General features: G+C 68.7%; 16 protein-coding genes. 13 read left to right on the top strand and 3 right to left on the bottom strand.

Going from position 1 to position 17,259, the window contains the following annotated elements:
- The first annotated feature begins 80 nt into the window (after positions 1–80).
- Positions 81–1,130, top strand: coding sequence for a cytochrome-c peroxidase (locus tag LGR54_RS13985; RefSeq protein WP_230362595.1), 1,050 nt, complete (start codon positions 81–83; stop codon positions 1,128–1,130).
- The gene (locus tag LGR54_RS13980) at positions 1,087–3,633 is read left to right on the top strand and encodes a two-component system VirA-like sensor kinase (RefSeq protein WP_230362593.1); all 2,547 of its coding nucleotides are present in this window, start codon (positions 1,087–1,089) and stop codon (positions 3,631–3,633) included. Before LGR54_RS13985 ends, LGR54_RS13980 begins: the two co-directional genes overlap by 44 nt.
- 28 nt (positions 3,634–3,661) lie before the next feature.
- On the opposite strand, the gene LGR54_RS13975 is transcribed toward LGR54_RS13980, so the two are convergent.
- Positions 3,662–4,870 (bottom strand): acyl-CoA dehydrogenase family protein, encoded by a 1,209-nt coding sequence (locus LGR54_RS13975; RefSeq protein WP_230362592.1) that lies wholly within the window; start codon positions 4,868–4,870, stop codon positions 3,662–3,664.
- A 146-nt stretch (positions 4,871–5,016) separates the two neighbouring features.
- Positions 5,017–5,307 carry a DUF1127 domain-containing protein gene (locus LGR54_RS13970; RefSeq protein WP_230362591.1) on the bottom strand — a complete coding sequence of 97 codons (291 nt, stop codon included), beginning with the start codon at positions 5,305–5,307 and terminating at the stop codon, positions 5,017–5,019.
- Positions 5,308–5,640: 333 nt separating this feature from the next.
- Here LGR54_RS13970 and LGR54_RS13965 point away from each other — a divergent pair, with 333 nt between their 5' ends.
- The 4 genes from LGR54_RS13965 (at position 5,641) to LGR54_RS13950 (ending at position 9,200) form a co-directional block, all read left to right on the top strand.
- The gene (locus LGR54_RS13965; protein ID WP_230362590.1) at positions 5,641–6,267 is read left to right on the top strand and encodes a Urease operon accessory protein; all 627 of its coding nucleotides are present in this window, start codon (positions 5,641–5,643) and stop codon (positions 6,265–6,267) included.
- A 134-nt stretch (positions 6,268–6,401) separates the two neighbouring features.
- Positions 6,402–6,917, top strand: coding sequence for a hypothetical protein (locus LGR54_RS13960; protein WP_230362589.1), 516 nt, complete (start codon positions 6,402–6,404; stop codon positions 6,915–6,917).
- A 154-nt stretch (positions 6,918–7,071) separates the two neighbouring features.
- Positions 7,072–7,809 (top strand): response regulator, encoded by a 738-nt coding sequence (locus tag LGR54_RS13955; RefSeq protein ID WP_230362588.1) that lies wholly within the window; start codon positions 7,072–7,074, stop codon positions 7,807–7,809.
- Positions 7,810–8,012: 203 nt separating this feature from the next.
- Positions 8,013–9,200 carry an arabinose transporter gene (locus LGR54_RS13950; protein WP_230362587.1) on the top strand — a complete coding sequence of 396 codons (1,188 nt, stop codon included), beginning with the start codon at positions 8,013–8,015 and terminating at the stop codon, positions 9,198–9,200.
- Between the two features lie 26 nt (positions 9,201–9,226).
- Here the strand turns inward: LGR54_RS13950 and LGR54_RS13945 are convergent, their stop codons facing one another.
- Positions 9,227–10,030 carry an inositol monophosphatase gene (locus tag LGR54_RS13945; RefSeq protein ID WP_230362586.1) on the bottom strand — a complete coding sequence of 268 codons (804 nt, stop codon included), beginning with the start codon at positions 10,028–10,030 and terminating at the stop codon, positions 9,227–9,229.
- Positions 10,031–10,325: 295 nt separating this feature from the next.
- Between LGR54_RS13945 and LGR54_RS13940 the strand changes: the two genes are divergently transcribed.
- The 7 genes from LGR54_RS13940 (at position 10,326) to LGR54_RS13910 (ending at position 17,222) form a co-directional block, all read left to right on the top strand.
- The gene (locus tag LGR54_RS13940; RefSeq protein WP_230362585.1) at positions 10,326–11,687 is read left to right on the top strand and encodes a sugar ABC transporter substrate-binding protein; all 1,362 of its coding nucleotides are present in this window, start codon (positions 10,326–10,328) and stop codon (positions 11,685–11,687) included.
- 131 nt (positions 11,688–11,818) lie between these two features.
- Positions 11,819–12,373 carry an SIS domain-containing protein gene (locus tag LGR54_RS13935; RefSeq protein ID WP_230362584.1) on the top strand — a complete coding sequence of 185 codons (555 nt, stop codon included), beginning with the start codon at positions 11,819–11,821 and terminating at the stop codon, positions 12,371–12,373.
- 70 nt (positions 12,374–12,443) lie between these two features.
- Entirely contained in the window at positions 12,444–13,358 is a 915-nt protein-coding gene (locus tag LGR54_RS13930) for a carbohydrate ABC transporter permease (RefSeq protein WP_230362583.1), read from the top strand.
- Complete coding sequence (locus LGR54_RS13925; protein ID WP_230362582.1) at positions 13,358–14,167, top strand: carbohydrate ABC transporter permease; 810 nt, start codon at positions 13,358–13,360, stop codon at positions 14,165–14,167. Before LGR54_RS13930 ends, LGR54_RS13925 begins: the two co-directional genes overlap by 1 nt.
- Positions 14,164–15,090, top strand: coding sequence for a TIM barrel protein (locus tag LGR54_RS13920; RefSeq protein ID WP_230362581.1), 927 nt, complete (start codon positions 14,164–14,166; stop codon positions 15,088–15,090). Before LGR54_RS13925 ends, LGR54_RS13920 begins: the two co-directional genes overlap by 4 nt.
- 10 nt (positions 15,091–15,100) lie before the next feature.
- On the top strand, positions 15,101–16,075 hold the full coding sequence (locus tag LGR54_RS13915) for a sugar-binding transcriptional regulator (RefSeq protein WP_230362580.1): 975 nt from the start codon (positions 15,101–15,103) through the stop codon (positions 16,073–16,075).
- A gap of 49 nt (positions 16,076–16,124) precedes the next feature.
- Positions 16,125–17,222 carry an ABC transporter ATP-binding protein gene (locus LGR54_RS13910; RefSeq protein ID WP_230362579.1) on the top strand — a complete coding sequence of 366 codons (1,098 nt, stop codon included), beginning with the start codon at positions 16,125–16,127 and terminating at the stop codon, positions 17,220–17,222.
- The last annotated feature ends 37 nt before the right edge of the window (positions 17,223–17,259 follow it).

Raw genomic sequence — 17,259 nt, 5'->3', positions numbered from 1 at the left:
GTGGCGACCGGTTGCCGGCCGCTCGCCGACCCGGTGTCCGCTCCCGGTCGGCCGTGAGGCGGAGGCCGTCAGGAGGAAGCATGACGCGAAGGTTCATGTCGCCGGCACCTGCTGGAAGAGGGCGCGCCTGGGTTCTGCTGGCCGTGGCCCTGCCGGCGGCGGTGCTGGGGTTCGTCCCGGGTTCCCGCGCCGTTTCCGGTACGACGGCGGTTCCCGCCAACCGCCAGCCCTTCACGTCGCTCCAGGTGCCGGGCAACCTCGATCCGAAGAAGGTCGCGCTCGGCGAAAGGCTGTTCGCCGATCCCATCCTATCCAGCCAGCAGCGTCTCTCTTGCGCCAGTTGCCACGATCTGGCGCATGGCGGTGCCAATCCGATGAAGCGGACGGTCGGCTATGAGGGGCGGACGCACCGCTTCAACGCCCCGACCATCTTCAACGTCGGCAATAATTACCGGCTGGGATGGCGCGGCGGCTTCACCTCGCTGGAAGAGCAGAACGAAAACGTGCTCCTCGACCCCAACCTGATGGCGGCGACCTGGCCGATGGTCCTCAGCCGCCTGGAGGCGAGCCCGACCTATGCGCTGATGTTCGCGGGTGCCTTCGGCCGCCCGCCGGACCGCGCCGCCGTTCTCGACGCGCTGGCCACCTATCAGCGTTCGCTGGTCACGCCCAATTCGGCCTTCGACCGCTATCTCGCCGGCGACCGCTCCGCCCTCGGCGACGATGCGTTGCGCGGCTACCAGCTGTTTCGCGACTATGGCTGCGCGGCGTGCCATCAGGGAAGTAATCTCGGTGGCAACATGTTCCAGAAGTTCGGCATCTATGCGCCGCCGCCGCGCGCCGATCCTGACAATGACGGCGACCTCGGGCGCTTCACCCTCACCGGAAAGGAGGAGGACAAGGGCGTCTTCCGGGTGCCGAGCCTGCGCAATGTCGCGGTGACCGCTCCCTATTTCCACGACGGACGTGCGCCGACGCTGCCCGACGCGATCGCCATCATGGGCGCGAGCCAGCTCGGCCGTCGTCTGAGCCCGGCGGACATCCATTCGCTGGTGGCGTTTCTCGAGACATTGACCGGTGAGTACAATGGCAGGACGCTCGAAGCCCAGCCGGCGCTGGACGATCATTGAGCCGTGGCGCATCGTCCTGCTGCTGGTCGGCGCCATCCTCTTCGCCTTGCTGGCCGTCGGACGCATGCCCTCGCGCGAGCTCCATGAAGCGGTGCTGACGTCGCTCCGGGCCATCGACGGCGATCACGCCGCGCTTCAGCGCGACGTGCTGCAGGCACGCGCCGGCCTGCTGCTCAATTACGATCCTCTCGTCGATTCGATCGTCCGGCTCCGGGCATCGGTGGCCCGGCTTCACGCGCTGTTCGATGCGGCCGGGATGGGCGAGACCGTGCAGCTCGACCGGCAGCTGGCCGCCATATCCCGTTCCATCGACGCCGACGAGGCGCTGGTGGAAACCTTCAAGACCAGCAATGCGCTGCTGCAGAATTCGCTGTCCATCGCGGTCCAGCTGCTCGACCGGCTCGACCAGAGCCCGGATGCGCGGATACGCCAGGCGCTGGGCCAGACCGGCGATCTCGGCCTGCCGCTGATGCGCTTCACCGCCCAGCCGGATGGCGGGCTGGCCGGGTTCATCCGCCATCAGCTCGATGCCCTGCAGGCCTCGCCCGCCGGGGCCGATGCCGATATCAGGTCGTTCGCCGCCCATGTGCGCACGGTGCTGTCGACGCTGCCGCAGGTCGATGCGGTGATCGAGGCGATCCAGCTGTCGCACAGTTCCCGCGAGGCGCAGATCCTGCAACGCGACTATCTCGAGGCGTTCGGCGAGGTCAGTGCCCAGGCGGTCTGGAGCCGGGCCCTGCTCGGCGCGATCTCGGTGCTGCTCTGTGGCTATGTCGCCGTGCTGATCTACCGGCTGCGCGCCCAGACCCAGCGTCTGGCCCGACAGCTGGACTTCGAGAACATCGTCGCCGAGGTGCGCCGACGCTTCGTCGAGGGCGGCGAGGACATGCCGACCGCCTTCGCCCATTCGGTGGAGCTGTTCGGCTCGTTCTTCCAGGCGCGCTCCCATGCCTTCGCCGTGCTCAACAGCGACGACTTCCGGGTCGAGCATGCCTATGGAAACATCGACGGCCGGCGTCTTCAGTCCATCGCCAGCGAGTACGGCCCGCGCTTCGCCGCCACCGCGCATCGGGGCGGTTCCGACTATCTCGGCTTCCCCTACAATGAGCGCAGCGATCCTCACCGCGCCTGGGTCCACGGCGTCCGCGAGGGCAGCATCGTCATGGGGTGGTTCGGCGAGCGCTCGGTCAGCCTGTTCCTCGTCCGGAGGGGACTGCCCGGCAGAAGCGGCGATCACGAGCAGCGCATGTATGGCAACGCCGCGCTGGTGCTGGCACGCAGCCTCATGACCTATCACACGCGGGAGGAGAAGAAGGCGCTCGAGGCGCGTCTCGAGCATGCCCAGCGGCTGGAGGCGGTCGGCACGCTGGCCGGCGGCATTGCCCATGAGTTCAACAATTCGCTCGCCGCCATACTCGGCTATGCGGAGATGACCTTGCAGCTGAAGCGGGTCTCGACCCAGGGCCGGCAATATCTGCAGCAGATCGTTGCCAGCGCCCAGCGCGCCCGGCATGTGACCGACCAGATCCTGACCTTCGGCCGCAAGCGGGAGCGGGTCGCCAAGCCCTTCAACATGGCCGAGGCGGTGTCGGACATTCTGCCGCTGATCCGGTTGTCGGTGCCGGATGGCATCCGCTTCGACGTCGCTCTGGCGGAACACCTGCCGTCGGTTCTCGGCAATCCCATCGAGGTCCAGCAGGTGGTGATGAATCTGTGCACCAATGCCGTGCATGCCCTGTCCGACGATGGCGTGGTGCGGATCGGGGTGCGGGCGGTCGAGCGGCCGGCACGCGTGCCGCTGTCGCATGGGGAGCTGCCGGCCGGCCGCTATGTCGTGCTCAGCGTCGGCGACACCGGCAGCGGCATCGACGCCAATGTGCTGCCGCACATCTTCGAGCCGTTCTTCACCACCCGGGCGAACAAGGGCGGCACCGGCCTCGGGCTCGCCGCCGTGCACGGCATCGTCGCCGGCATGTCCGGCCATATTGACGTCGCCAGCCGGCCCGGCCGGGGCACGCGCTTCGACGTGCATTTTCCCGCCGCCGGCAACAGGGCCGCCGTGCCGCTGTCCGATTTTTTCCACGAGCGCTCGACGCCGCTGGGCCATGGGCAGACCGTGCTGCTGGTCCAGCGCGACGGGAAGCTGCGCCTCATGTACGAGGAGAAGATCGCCGCGCTGGGCTACGAGCCGGTCGGATTCGCCGATGGGCGCGGGCTGTGCGACTGGCTGGGGCGTGATCGCCGCGCGCCCGACCTGATCATGATGGACCTCGATACCGGTGAGCAGGCGCCGGATCTGTCCGCGCTCATGCAGCGGCTGGCGCCGGTTCCGCTGCTGCTGCTCGCCGAGCCGGCGCAGATCACGGCCGATTTGCGCACGACGCACGGTACCGCGCTGCTGCGAAAGCCGGTCAGCACCATGCATCTGGCGGCGGCGATCGCCAGCCGCATCGCCGCCGGGGGGCGCGGCTCTCCGGCGGGATCGGTCGGCGAACCCGCCTGACGGGAGCGGGATGCCACCGCGCCGTTCCTCACACCAGCGGGGAGTTCGGCGGCAGCCCGAACACCAGCCGCCCGAAGATCTCGAAGGTGGTGGTGGTGGACAATCCCGCGTGCAGCGTGGCGGCGCGCAGATCGTGCCAGTGCCGGTTCATCGGGCTGTCCGACCGCGCGAAGCCGCCGCCGGACACGCCGGCGAGGAGATCCACCGCCTCCCAGCACAGACGGGCCGCGAAGGTCGCGTCGCGCCAGATGCGCGCGCGCTGCTCGCGGGCGAGGGGCTGCCGGGAGGCGGCCGCCGCCTCCATATGGGCGATGGAGCGGCGAAGAATGGTCTCGGCGGCGTCGATCTTCACCGAGGCCTCGCCGATGTAGAGATGCGTCACCGTCGCCTCGCTCTGGGCCGGGTAGAAGGTGAGCGCAATGGGCCGGAAGGGCGCCCGGTCGACGAACAGGCCGAGGGCTTCGCGTGCCACCGCCAGGCAGGGAAAGGCGAGCTTGGTGGCCAGCATCGGCAGCACCGGCAGGTTGAAGCTCGGCCGGTCGCGCAGATGGCTGGAGGCGAAATCGTCGGCGAGCACCCGGCTGTAGGAGGCCAGGCGATCGTCGGGAACGAAGACGTTCTCCGCCGTCACGCTGACGCTGCCGGTGCCGCGCAGGCCGAACGTGTCCCAGTCGTCCAGCAGGGTGAGTTCCTCGACCGGCAGCAGTGCCGCGGCGAAGTCGACCTGGTTGCCGCCCTCGTCGAGGATAGGCACGCTGGCGACGTCCCATTGCGCATGGTGGATGCCGCTGTTGAAGGCCCACTGGCCCTCCTCGATGTGCAGGCCGCCCGCGACACGGCGGGTGCGGACCCGCGAGGGAGCCATCACCGAGGCGGTACGGAAGGGGCGGCCGCTGCCGAACACCTTGTCGGTGGTCTCTGGCGGATAGAGCGCGGCGGCCATCCAGATGCCGCCCGCGAGGATGGCGTGGGTCCAGGCCACCGAGCCGTCGGCGGCGCCGAGTTCCAGCGACACGTCCAGCAGCGTGTCGAGAGACGCTTCGTCGCCGCCATAGATCGCGGGCATGCAGAGCCTGAACAGGCCGGCCTGTTCGAGTTCCTCGATGGTCGCCGCCGGCAGGCGGCCGAGGCGGCTGGTTTCGGCGGCCCGCGCCCGCAGCGTCGGCGCGAGGCCGCGCGCGGCGGTGGCAGGCGAGGCGGTCGGGTTGGTGGCTGAAGGCGTGGTGATCCGGTTCATGGCGTACCTGATGAAGGTTGGGGCGGAAGGGGAGGCGCCCGGTGGCCGGGGGGCTCGACGCGGGGCCGGCCGGGCGCCGTGCCGGGGGCGAGGGGAGGGCGCCGCGCCGCGATGGCCGCGTCGTCGTCGTCGAAGGTCGGCGCGCGCTATGAAGCCCGCCACTCGGCGAGTGCGTGCTCCTCTGCCGCGCAGGAGCGTCCCGACGCCGCCGCATGCTCGATGCCCGATCGCGAAATGCCGATATCGGCAAGCGTTCGATCGTCCAGCGATGCCAGTCGCTGTGCTGCGGCCCGGGTCTGCCAGGCCTGCTCCAGTTCCATGAGCAGGCGGCGCGCCATGCCGGCCAATGAGCGGGCGAATGCACTGGCGAATGCCGGCGGCGCGGTATCCACCGGCGCGGCTGGCAGCTTCGTCGTTTCAAGCCGCAGAATGTTCATGATGACCTCCTGTGCGGGTGTGGCGACCCGTCGAAGATCGTTCGCTCGGCATGCCGGGTTGTTATCCGGGCGGGCTCTGTCGTTATGAATGTAGTGGCCGCGTGATATCTGTAACGCGGTCTCCCCGTGTCGCGGGGGAGCGCCTTCGCGGCGGCCGGATGTCTCTGGCCGGGCCGGACGGTTTCAAACCGAACGCTGACGCGGCATGTCGAAACGACCTTGAAAGATCGGCCCACGACCGTCGCCCGGGAGCGATGGCGTCGAGGTCGTCCGCTGCGCGGCGCGTCGCCGTGCGGGACCGCCGCCGCCGGTTTGGAAAGGCGACGGTTCGGCATGTGCGGAGGCATCCTCCTTGTTGGCAACGGGTCGGTCGACCCATTGGCCCTCTCCCGTCTCGACGATTTCGATCTGGTGGTCCGCTTCAACGACTGCCGCAATTTCGCGAGCGCGCCCGGCCGCACCGACGTCGTGGCGGTGTGCAACACCGGCCGCCCGGCGCGGCAGATGAGCGCCGCCACCGCGTGGCGCCGTCACCCAGCGGTGGTGGCGGCGCGGGAAATCTGGAGCGTGCGCCCGCCACGGCTGTTTGCCGCCGCAAGGCCCCGCATCGTCGCCGACCATCCCGAGCTCGCCGATCTCTGCGACGACTACACCGCGGCGTTCGTCGCGTTCTGCCGTGCCACCGGCAAGCGGCATCTCACGGTGGATGAGGAGGTGCATCGCGCGGCCGCCACGGCGCTGGCACCGCTGGCGCCGGATTCCTATGTGACGCCGAGCAGCGGCCTGATCGTCATCGAGCACCTGCTGCGCCGCCGCCGCGCGGCGCGGATCGTGCTGGCCGGCTTCGACCATGCGGGCTGGAGCGGTCATCCGTTCGCCGCCGAGGCGCGGCTGGTCGATTCCTATGTCCGGCAGGGGCTGATGAGCCGGCTGGAGCCGGTGGCGCGAGGAGCCGCATGAGCGGCGGAGGCACGCCGCAACCGCGCCGGTTGCGCGCGAAACCCGTCCGCTTTGTTTGTCATCGAGCGATGCGTGAACGACATGGTCGGAAAATGCCCCGGCCGCAGAACTCTCCGACAGAACAGGAGGGCTCCATGCCAGCAGAACTCATGCCGGACCGGCACGATCAGACGACGAGGGCGAACGGCCAGCCGTCTCCCAGGCTGATCCTCATCCGTGGAGCCGGTCACGATCACCGCTACTACCGGGGGCTGTTCGATGGCGGGGCCGGGCACCGTCCGCGCACCATGCGGGCGATGGAGCTCGGGCCGCTGGCCGGCGGCGGCTCCGATGCGGCCGATACCGGCTCGGCGATGCGCTATGCCTGGGACTATCTCGTGGAGAGTTTCGGGCAGTCGAGCGTGTGGTTCTTCGCGTCGGAACTCTCCTTCGCGGAAATGCCGCCCCGACGCGAGCTGCATCTGTCGCGGCTGGTGGAGCTCGCCGGCGCCGGGATCGTCCGGCAATGGCGACGCCTGAGACGGGAATTAGACATCCGGCAAACCATCGCGGTGCTGAGGGAGCTGGACCGCGCGACGCTCCGCGACATCGGCGTCGACTCGAGGGAGCTCATCGCACCGGCGGTGCGTGCGCGACACCCGCCGGGCTGACGGGAAAGGCCGGGACGTTACAGGAACATACAATCTCTGCGGTCGGTCGACACATGGCGACGACACGATCCGTGCAGCGTAGCGGGCGAATCCTTTCCGGTTGTGGCCACGTCGCTCGCGTCGTCGGCCGGCCGCGTTGTTCGAAGGCAGGATCGTGAAACATCTCGTTGTCGTCGATGACGATACCCGGTTGCGGGGTCTTCTGATCGACTACCTGTCCCAGCACGCCTTCCGGGTGACGGGAGTGAAGGACAGCCGCCAGCTCACGCAGGTGCTGGCCACCGATCAGGTCGATCTGGTGATCGTCGATCTCAATCTCGGTCATGAGGACGGCCTCGAGATCGTGCGCGCCCTGTCCTCGACGTCGGACGTGCCGATCATCGTGATCAGCGGCGATCGGCTGGAGGAGACCGACAAGGTGGTGGGGCTGGAACTCGGCGCCTCCGACTACGTCACCAAGCCGTTCGGATTGCGGGAGTTCCTGGCGCGCATCCGCGCCGCGCTGCGCATCAAGCCGATCTCGACCGAGCACAATGATCGCAAGATCTACGGCTTCGAGGGCTGGATGCTGAACGTCAAGCGGCGCCAGCTCGTGGCGGCGGACGGCCGCGAGATCAAGCTCACCGCCGCCGAGTTCAACCTGCTCGTCGCCTTCCTGCGCTCGCCGCGCCAGATCCTGTCGCGCGAGCAATTGCTGGCGGCGAGCCGGGTGCATGCGGAGGAGATCTTCGACCGCAGCATCGACGTGCTGATCCTGCGGCTGCGGCGCAAGATCGAGGTGGACGCCTCGGAGCCGAAGCTGATCCTGACCGAGCGGGGCGTCGGCTACATGTTCAACGCCGACGTCACCGTCGAGGAGCGCCGCCGCGCCCGGACCGGCGGCGCGGCCTGAGGCGTGAGGCGCGGTCTTGGCGAGATCGGTTGCGCCGGGGGCGGGGGGCGTGTTGACACGCTCCCGCCCGCCGCCTAAGGGAAAAGCGAACGCCAGTCGCACTGGCCGTAAGCGTTTGACGTCAAGCAACGCACTCAACGATCCTCGTCGATCGGAGTGCGTTTTTTTGCGCCCGTCACACGAGGAACAGCCTGGAGATCACCATGGCTTTCCAATCGATGCGCGATCCGGCGCAGGGCCGCCTGCTGCTGCTGACCGCCATTCTCTTCCTGTCCTATCTGTGCATCGGCGTCTCGCTGCCCATCGTGCCGGTTCATGTCACCGGGGCGCTCGGCCTCGGCAATGTCTGGGCCGGGCTCGGGGTTGGCATCGCCTTTCTCGCCACCATCGTCAGCCGTGGCTATGCCGGCAGCCTGTCGGACCGTCGCGGACCGAAGGGCGCGGTGGGCTGGGGGCTCGCCCTCTACGTCGCCGGGGCGCTCACCTCGCTGGCGGCCGGCCTGCCGCTGCCGGCTACCTCGCTGGCCTATCCGGTGCTCCTTGCCGGCCGGCTGCTGGTCGGGCTGGGCGAGAGCCTGGTCGCCGTCGGCATCATCGCCTGGGGCATCGGCCTGGTCGGGCCCGCCCGCTCGGGCAAGGTGCTGGCGCTGGTCGGCGCCGCCATCTATGGCGCGCTCGCCGTCGGCGGGCCGCTCGGCCTCCTGCTGCTCGACCGCGTCGGCTTCGCCGGCGCCATGGCGGTGAGCGCGCTGCTGCCATGCCTCGGCCTGCTGGCGATCTGGCGCCTTCCCGGCGTCGCCGCGCATCCCGGCGCCGAGCGCCCGTCCTTCTGGAGCGTGATCGGTCGGATCTGGGCGCATGGCTCGATCATCTGCCTGCAGGGCATCGGCTTCGCGGCCATCGGCGCCTTCTTCACCCTGTACTTCCTCGATCGCGGCTGGAGCCATGCCGGCCTCGGCCTCACCGCCTTCGGCGGCGGCTTCGTGCTGGTCCGCGTGCTGTTCGGCCATTTGCCGGACCGCATCGGCGGGTTGCCGGTGGCGACCGGCTCGCTCGCCGTCGAGGTCGTCGGCCAGGTGCTGATCTGGAGCGCGCCGACGCCGATGCTGGCGCTTCTCGGCGCCTTCCTGACCGGGCTCGGCTGTTCGATGATCTTCCCCGCCATGGGACGGGAAGTGGTGCGGCTGGTCGAGCCGCATCTGCGCGGCACCGCGCTTGGCGGCTTCTCCGCCTTCCAGGATCTCGCCTACGGCCTCACCGGGCCGCTGGCCGGGCTGATGGCCGACCGCGCCGGCTATGGCAGCGTGTTCCTCGTCGGCGCCGTGGCGGCGATGGCGGGTCTCGTCATCGCGCTCGGCCTGCGGCACAGGCGTCGGCTTGCCCTGTCGTGAGGCGACGCCTCAGGCCGCTGCGCCGCTCAGGCCGCTGCGCCGCTCAGGCGGCGCAGCGTGTCGTGCACCTGGCGATTGCCGGCCCAGATCGGGCCGGGATTGCCGAAATCGCCGTCGAACGTCGCCACGCCGCCGGCTTCGCGGATCAGCACGATGCCGGCCCAGCAGTCCCAGCAATGCAGCGTCGGATCGTAATAGCCGGCCAGCCGGTTGGCCGCGACATAGGCGAGCATGAGTGCCCCCGAGCCGACCCGGAACAGCACGCCGCCCTCGCGATACAGCGCCTCCACGAAGGCGCCGGCCTCCTGCGGCGACGCCTTCTGGGTGGCACCGAAGCCGATGGTGGTGGAGGCGACGTTCCAGTCCAGGTTCATGGCCAGTGGATGCCCGTTGAGCCGGGCACCGCCTCCCGCCGCCGCCGTGTAGGTCTCGCGCAGCATCGGCGCGTGGATGGCGCCGGCCACCGGCTCGCCGTCGCGCGCGAGACCGATGGAGACCGTCCAGTTCGGCTGGCCGACCAGGAAGGGCATGGTGCCGTCGATGGGATCGATCACCCAGACGAAGCCCGAGCTTCCCTCGGTGGTGGCTTCTTCCTCGCCGACAATGCCGTCCAGCGGGAATTGCCGGGCGATCTGCCGGCGCAGCCACGCCTCGATGCCGCGGTCCGCCTCGCTGACGAGATCCTGCGAGTCGGATTTCGAGATCGGATGCAGCGTGTCGCGATCGAGGAAAAAGGCGCGCGCCTTGGTGCCCGCCCGCCGCGCCAGCTTCTCGGCGGCGGCCAGCCGTGCCTGGAGCGGATCGGCCTCGCCGCGGTGTTCCGGTGCCATCCTACGCGTCTCCCCGCTCACAACGGTACAGGTGGATCATATCCCGTCGCGATGCTATTGCATATTTGAGATTACAAATGTATCGGTTTCATCGTCGCAAGACGGGCGCACCCGACATTGACGGCCGGGCTTTTCGAAGCGGTGGCAGCGGGATGGGGTGCGTCGCGCGGGATGCGGATGGGGAGGACAGCGCCCGGCGCTGCACCACTGTCCGCCACTAAGGAGAGACGGCCCGAGCCGTCCGCATGTCGGCCTCGCCCAGCACCCGGCGCTGCGCCATCTCAGGAGGAAAACAATGAAGCGTGCATTGAGAATCTGCGCCAGCGTCGTCGCCCTCGGGGCCGCGACCGCTGCCATGACCGCCGCGATCCCGGTCGCCGCCATGGCCGACTGGCTCGAAGACGCCGCCAAGCCGCTGAAGGGTACCGAGATCAACGGTATCTTCCTCGACCGCCCCGGCTACCGGGCCATCATCAAGCTGCTGCCCGAATTCGAGAAGAAGACCGGCATCAAGGTCAATTACGAGATCGTCCCCTACGAGAACGCCCGTGAGAAGGAAGTGCTGAACTTCACCTCGCGCGGCGACCTCACCATGGCGCTGGTCGATCTCGTCTGGATCGGCGAATTCGCCGAGAACGGCTGGCTGGTTCCGGTCGACGATCTCGCCAAGGACAAGGCGATCACCGATCCCGACCTCAACCTCAAGGGCTTCTTCCCGCTGCTGCTGGACGCGTTCGGCTCCTGGGGCGGCGTGACCTACGGCCTGCCCTTCGACAATTATTCCGGCCTGCTGTTCTACAATTCCTGCAAGCTGAAGGAGGCCGGCTTCGACAAGCCGCCGGCGACCTGGGCCGAGCTGAAGGACGTCTATGGTCCGAAGCTGACCGACGCTTCCAAGAACCAGTACGCCTATGCCCTGCAGTCGCGCCGCGGCGAGACGCAGTCGGCCGACAGCTTCATGCGCTTCCTGTGGCCGTTCGGCGGCTCGCTGCTGAACAAGGACTTCAAGTCCAACCTCAACAGCAAGGAAAGCCAGACCGGCCTCGCCTTCCGCCAGGACCTGATGAAGTACATGCCGCCCGGCGACGTGTCCTTCGATCACGCCGAGGCGGTGAACGCGCTGGCGCAGGGCCAGGTGGCGATGATCACCGAGTGGTCGGCCTTCTACTCGACCCTCGCCGATCCGGCGACCTCCAAGCTCGGCGACTGCCTCGCCGTGGCTCCCGAGCCCGCCGGCCCGGCCGGCCGCCTGCCGGCGCTGGGCGGCTTCTCGCTCGCCGTCGCCTCGCAGGCCTCGCCCGAGCAGCAGAAGGCGACCTGGCTGTTCATCCAGTGGGCCACCTCGGAGGCCATCGCCAAGGCCTATGTCGATGCCGGCGGCGTGTCGGGTCGCACGGCGGTCTATAACGACCCGGACGTGAAGGCGAAGTACAAGTTCGTCGAGCCGCTGGTCGCCTCCTGGCAGGCCGGCGTGCCCGAGTATCGTCCGCGCTTCCCGGCCTGGCCGGCGATCTCCGAGATCGTCGCCGAGTGGGGTTCCAAGATGATGCTGGGCGAAGTCACCGTCGAGGGCGGCGCCAAGGAGATCGGCACCCGCATGGAACAGATCCTCGGCAAGGAAGGCTATTACGACGGGAAGAAGAAGCTTCTCCAGTGACCGTCGCGACCTGAAGCCGGCGATGCCCGCGGTTCTCCCCCCGTGCATCGTCGACCTCGCTGGGCGGACGCCCTCTCCCGCGAAGCGGCGTCCGCCCCCTTCTTTCTGAAACCGTGCCGGGATCCGACGACATGACCACTCTCCATGGCCGGGCGCTGGACGAATTGCGCGGCTGCCTCGATGCGGTGCGTAGCGAGGAGTTCGACGCCGCCATCGCCGCCATCGCCGCCGCCGGGCGCATCGCGCTCTATGGCGTCGGCCGCGAGGGGCTGCAGATCAAGGGGCTGGCCATGCGGCTGTTCCATCTCGGCCTGAAGGTCGCGGTGGTCGGCGACATGACGACGCCGCCGGTCGGCACGGGCGACCTGCTCGTGGTCTCCGCCGGTCCGGGCGATTTCTCCACCGTCTCCGCGCTGATCGGTGTGGCGAAGGCTGCCGGCGCCCGGGTGCTGGTGGTCACCGCCGAGCCGGCGGGCGCCGCCGCGCAGCGGGCCGACCTTGTGCTTACCGTGCCCGCCCAGACCATGGCGAGCGACCAGGGCACCGCCGCCAATTCGGTGCTGCCGATGGGTTCGCTTTACGAGGGCGCGCTCTACATCCTGTTCGAGATCCTCGTCCTCAGCCTGCGCGAGCGGCTGGGCGTGTCGCCGGCGCAGATGCGCGCCAACCATACGAATCTGGAGTGATCCGTGCCGCCTCAGCGCGGCGCCTTTCCCCCGGTCCCTGCCATCGGGACGATGCCACCAGGACGATGCGATGAGTGAAGCCATGCGGGCAGCGCCCACCAAGCCCAATCGCGGTTACGGCCGCTGGACGCCGTTGTGGTTCCTGGCGCCAGCCGTGCTCACCCTGTTCCTGATCGGCATCTACCCGACGATCTTCGCGCTGGTTACCTCGTTCCGGCGCTACAACATCACCCGGCCGCGCGAGGGCTTTCCCTTCGTCGGCTTCGAGAACTATGTCTCGGTGCTGACCGACAGCACCTTCTGGTCGTCGCTGCTGCTCACCGCCAAGTTCTACGTCACCGTGTTGCCGATCCAGGTGGTGCTCGGCCTGATCATCGCGCTCCTGCTGCACAAGCCGGGCATGGGCCTTCTGAAATCGCTCGCCCGGGTGACGCTGGTGGTGCCGCTCGCCACCACCTATGCGGTGGTCGGCCTGATCGGCCGGCTGATCTTCAACCGCGATTTCGGCGTCGCCAACCAGTTCCTCTCCTTCGCCGGTTTCGGGCCGGTCGACTGGCTGTCGACGCCGGGCGGCGCCTTCGCCGCCATCGTCATCATGGACGTCTGGCAGTGGACGCCGTTCTGCGCGCTGATCTTCCTCGCCGGCCTGTCCATGGTGCCCGGCGAGATCGAGGAGGCGGCGCGGCTGGAGACCTCGTCCAAGCTCGCTTTGCTGCGCCATGTGCAGCTGCCCTACCTGCTGCCCGGCCTCACCGCGGTGATGATCCTGCGCTCGGCCGACGTGCTGAAGCTGTTCGACATGGTGTTCGTGATGACGCGCGGCGGGCCGGGCTCGGCCACGGACCTGATCTCGATCTACATCCAGCGCGTCGGCTTCCGCATCTTCGATCTCGGCACCGCCTCGGCGCAGGCCATCCTGTTGCTGATCATCACCATCGTCATCAGCCGGCTGTACATCCGCCTGCTCTACCGGGAGGTCCAGTGATGCGCGGCAAGATCCTTCACGCCATCGGGCTCACCGCCATCGTCGTCTTCACGCTGTTCCCGTTCGTGTGGATGGTGATGGCGAGCTTCAAGACGCAGTCCGACATCCTCGCCTCGCCGCCGGTGTGGTTCTTCACCCCGACGCTGCAGAACTATGTCGACATCTTCGCCGACACCAAGGTCTCCGGCGCCATCGTCAACTCGCTGATCGTGGCGACGCTGAGCACGCTTTTGTCGGTGGTGCTCGGCACGCCGGCGGCCTTCGCGCTCGCCCGCTACGACTTCCGCGGCAAGTCGGACCTGTGGTTCTGGTTCATCTCCAACCGCATGACGAGCCCGATCGTGCTGGCGCTGCCGGTCTACCTGCTCGCCATGTACGCCAATTTGCTCGACACCCATCTGGTGCTGATCCTGATCTACCTGACCTTCAACATCCCGATCGTGGTGTGGATCGTCACCGACCAGTTCAAGTCGATCCCGCCGGATCTGGAGCAGGCGGCCCGCCTCGACGGCGCCGACCAGTTCACCATCTTCCGCAAGATCTACCTGCCGCTCGGCGCGCCGGGCATCGCGGTCTCCGCGATCTTCTCCTTCATCTTCTCGTGGAACGAGCTGCTCTACGCGCTGGTGCTGACCCGCCGCAACGTGCAGACCGCCCCGGTGGTCGCCACCTCCTTCATGTCCGGCTACGAGCTGCCCTGGGGCAAGATCATGGCCACCGGCACCGTCATCGTGCTGCCGGTGACGATCTTCGCGCTCATCGTCTCCCGCCACATGGTGCGCGGCCTGACCATGGGAGCGACCAAGTGACGGACGGCGCTGTGAGCGACGTGCAGCCCATCCCCTTCGGCATCAACCTGTCCTTCTGCGTGAAGCGCTGGGTGACGCCGGAGCTGTGGGCGCCGCTGGTGCGCGAGCGCCTCGGCCTCGACCTGGTGCAGTTCTCCTACGACCTCGCCGACCCGATGTGGCCGGACGCCATCCTCGACCGCCATGCCGCCGATCTGCGGCGGCAGGCGCAGGCGAATGGCGTCACCGTGCACAGCGCCTTCATCGGCCTCGCCCACTACACCTTCAACCAGCTGCTGCATCCCGACCGCGAGGTGCGCGACTACGCGGAGGAGTGGCTCGGCCGCGCCTACCGCTTCGCGGCGCTGGCCGGCATTCCCCGCGTCGGCGGCCCGCTCGGCGCCATTCCCGCCCGGCTGGACGGCCGCGAGGCGGAGGCACTCGACGAGGCCGATTACACCGACCTGATCGCCCGCATGCACCGGCTCGGCGCCCGCGCCAAGGCCGAAGGCCTGAGCGAGCTCTATGTCGAGCCGACGCCGATGCGGCGCGAATGGCCGTGGACGGTGGCGCAGGCGCGGCGGATGATGGATGACGTGGCCGATAGCGCGGTGCCGTGGCGGCTGTGCCCGGATTGGGGGCACGGCACCATCGAGCCGCTTTACGGCCCGGATCACGGCGCCATGGAGCCGTGGTTCCGCGACCTCGCCGACGTGATCACCGCCGTCCACATCCAGCAGACAGACTTCCTCCTCGACCGTCACTGGGACTTCACCGTGCCCGGCAAGGTCGATCCTGTGGATGCCGCGGCGCTGCTGCGCCGGACCGGCATCGCCCCGGCTCCGGTCTTCCTCGAGGTGTTCTATGCCTTCGAGCAGGATAGCGGGTCGATCCTGACCGCGCTCGAGGCGACCTCGGCGCGGCTCAGGCAGGCCTTTGCCTGAGGGGGGCGGAATGAACGGCGGTGGACGCGAGCGCGGCAGGCTGGTGGCGGCACAGGAGATCGAGGCGGCGCAGATCCGCGCCCGCGTCGCCTGGCTGTACTTCATCGGCGGCCTGACGCAGCAGGACATCGCCGACCAGCTCGGGCTCACCCGCCTGCGCATCAACAAGATCCTCGGCCAGGTGCGTTCCGACGGCTCGGTCTTCATCGACATCCGCCTGCCGATGGCGGAATGCGTCGAGGCCGAGCAGCGGCTGAAGGAGAAATACGGGCTGGAGGGCGCCACGGTGGTGCCGAGCCTGCCGGACGAGGCCGAGCAGCAGCGCGTCATCGGCGAGGCCGCCGGCGCGCTGCTCGACGGCCTGTTCGAGAACGGCATGGGCCTCGGCGTCGGCTGGGGCAAGACGCTGGCCGCCGGTCTCAAGCGCGTCACCGTGCGGCCGATGCCGCAGAGCTGGGTGACCTCGGTGATGGGCGGGCTCACCCGCGGCTCCGGCGCCTCCACCTTCGAGGTGGCGACCGGCTATGCGCGCTCGATCTCGGCGGAATGCTACTATCTCGCCGCGCCGCTGTATTTCCCGACGCCGGAAAGCCGCACCATGCTGCTCTCGCATCACGGCATCAGCGAAACCATGCGCCGGGCCCGCACGGTGGACATGGCGCTGCTGTCCTGCGGCGACATGACGACCCGCTCGCTGCTGGTGCAGACCCAGACCGTCTCGGAAAGCCTGGCGAGCCTCGCCGCCGCCGGTGCCGTCGGCGACCTGCTCGGCGTGTTCCTCGCTGCCGACGGCCGGCCGGTCGACCACCCGCTCAACGAGCGCGTGCTGTCGCTGGCGCCGCACGAACTGAGCCCGGTGCGCCATTCGATCCTGGCGTCGGGCGGTCTCTACAAGGTGCCGATCGTCCGGGCGATCCTCCGGGCGGGATATGTGAAGCGACTGGTGACCGACGAACGCTGCGCCAGCGCGCTGCTGGAGAGCTGATGGACGGCGCCCCGCAGGCCGGGGCCGGCCCTATCTGGAGTTTGAGCTGATGACTTTCTTGCGACTGGACAACATCAAGAAGAATTATGGCGATGCCTCGGTCATCAAGGGCGTCAGCTTTGCCGCCAGCAAGGGCGAGTTCGTGGTGTTCGTCGGTCCCTCGGGCTGCGGCAAGTCCACGCTCCTGCGCATGATCGCCGGCCTCGAGGATGTCAGCGAGGGCCAGCTCTACATCGACGGCCGCGACGTCACCTATGAGGAGCCCGCCAAGCGCGAGGTCTCCATGGTGTTCCAGTCCTACGCGCTCTACCCGCACATGAACGTGTTCGAGAACATGGCGTTCGGCCTGCGCATGGCCAAGCGCCCGGAGGCGGAGATCCGCGCCCAGGTGATGGAGGCCGCGCGCATCCTGCAGCTGGAGGCGCTGCTGGAGCGCAAGCCGCGCGCTTTGTCCGGCGGCCAGCGCCAGCGCGTCGCCATCGGGCGCTCTATCGTCCGCCACCCCAAGCTGTTCCTGTTCGACGAGCCCTTGTCCAACCTCGATGCCGAGCTGCGCTCGCAGATGCGCGTCGAGATCGCCAAGCTGCATCGCAGCCTCGGCGCCACCATGGTCTACGTCACCCACGATCAGGTGGAGGCGATGACGCTGGCCGACCGCATCGTGGTGCTGCGCGCCGGCCTCGTCGAGCAGATCGGCTCGCCGACCGAGCTCTACGACAAGCCGGCCAACACCTTCGTCGCCGGCTTCATCGGCTCGCCGAAGATGAACTTCATCAGCGCCAAGGTGTCGTCCGTCTCCGGCACCGGCCTGCGGCTCGATCATCCGGCCTTTGCCGGCGGCTCGCTCGGCGTCGACACCCCCGCGGCCGCCCGCGCCAAGGTCGGCGACACCGTGACCGTCGGCCTGCGGCCGGAGCATCTCACGGTCGGCGCCGCCGATCCGGTGCTGTCGCTCACCCTCGACTTCGCCGAGAGCCTGGGCGGCTCGACCCAGCTTTATGCCCGCCAGTCGACGTCCGGCACTCCGGGCGAGCCGGTGATCGCGCTCACCCCCGGCCGGCCGGAGCTCAAGCCCGGCGATGCGCTGAAGCTCGGCATCGCGCCGGGCCACATCTATCTCTTCAACGCCGCCGGCCTCGCTCTCTAGAGCCCGCCGACGACGGCAACCCCAGCAGGAAAAGCCC

The sequence above is a fragment of the Ancylobacter sp. Lp-2 genome, assembly GCF_020523795.1.
In the GTDB taxonomy this organism is placed as follows: domain Bacteria; phylum Pseudomonadota; class Alphaproteobacteria; order Rhizobiales; family Xanthobacteraceae; genus Ancylobacter.
This window is presented reverse-complemented; position numbering and strand designations above follow the sequence as displayed.

What these genes read in the sequence shown, in the direction of transcription:
- LGR54_RS13985 (WP_230362595.1), top strand. Translation starts at nt 81, where the DNA reads ATGACGCGAAGGTTCATGTCGCCGGCACCTGCTGGAAGAGGGCGCGCC.
- LGR54_RS13980 (WP_230362593.1), top strand. Translation starts at nt 1,087, where the DNA reads ATGGCAGGACGCTCGAAGCCCAGCCGGCGCTGGACGATCATTGAGCCG.
- LGR54_RS13975 (WP_230362592.1), bottom strand. Translation starts at nt 4,870, where the DNA reads ATGAACCGGATCACCACGCCTTCAGCCACCAACCCGACCGCCTCGCCT.
- LGR54_RS13970 (WP_230362591.1), bottom strand. Translation starts at nt 5,307, where the DNA reads ATGAACATTCTGCGGCTTGAAACGACGAAGCTGCCAGCCGCGCCGGTG.
- LGR54_RS13965 (WP_230362590.1), top strand. Translation starts at nt 5,641, where the DNA reads ATGTGCGGAGGCATCCTCCTTGTTGGCAACGGGTCGGTCGACCCATTG.
- LGR54_RS13960 (WP_230362589.1), top strand. Translation starts at nt 6,402, where the DNA reads ATGCCAGCAGAACTCATGCCGGACCGGCACGATCAGACGACGAGGGCG.
- LGR54_RS13950 (WP_230362587.1), top strand. Translation starts at nt 8,013, where the DNA reads ATGGCTTTCCAATCGATGCGCGATCCGGCGCAGGGCCGCCTGCTGCTG.
- LGR54_RS13945 (WP_230362586.1), bottom strand. Translation starts at nt 10,030, where the DNA reads ATGGCACCGGAACACCGCGGCGAGGCCGATCCGCTCCAGGCACGGCTG.
- LGR54_RS13940 (WP_230362585.1), top strand. Translation starts at nt 10,326, where the DNA reads ATGAAGCGTGCATTGAGAATCTGCGCCAGCGTCGTCGCCCTCGGGGCC.
- LGR54_RS13935 (WP_230362584.1), top strand. Translation starts at nt 11,819, where the DNA reads ATGACCACTCTCCATGGCCGGGCGCTGGACGAATTGCGCGGCTGCCTC.
- LGR54_RS13930 (WP_230362583.1), top strand. Translation starts at nt 12,444, where the DNA reads ATGAGTGAAGCCATGCGGGCAGCGCCCACCAAGCCCAATCGCGGTTAC.
- LGR54_RS13925 (WP_230362582.1), top strand. Translation starts at nt 13,358, where the DNA reads ATGCGCGGCAAGATCCTTCACGCCATCGGGCTCACCGCCATCGTCGTC.
- LGR54_RS13915 (WP_230362580.1), top strand. Translation starts at nt 15,101, where the DNA reads ATGAACGGCGGTGGACGCGAGCGCGGCAGGCTGGTGGCGGCACAGGAG.
- LGR54_RS13910 (WP_230362579.1), top strand. Translation starts at nt 16,125, where the DNA reads ATGACTTTCTTGCGACTGGACAACATCAAGAAGAATTATGGCGATGCC.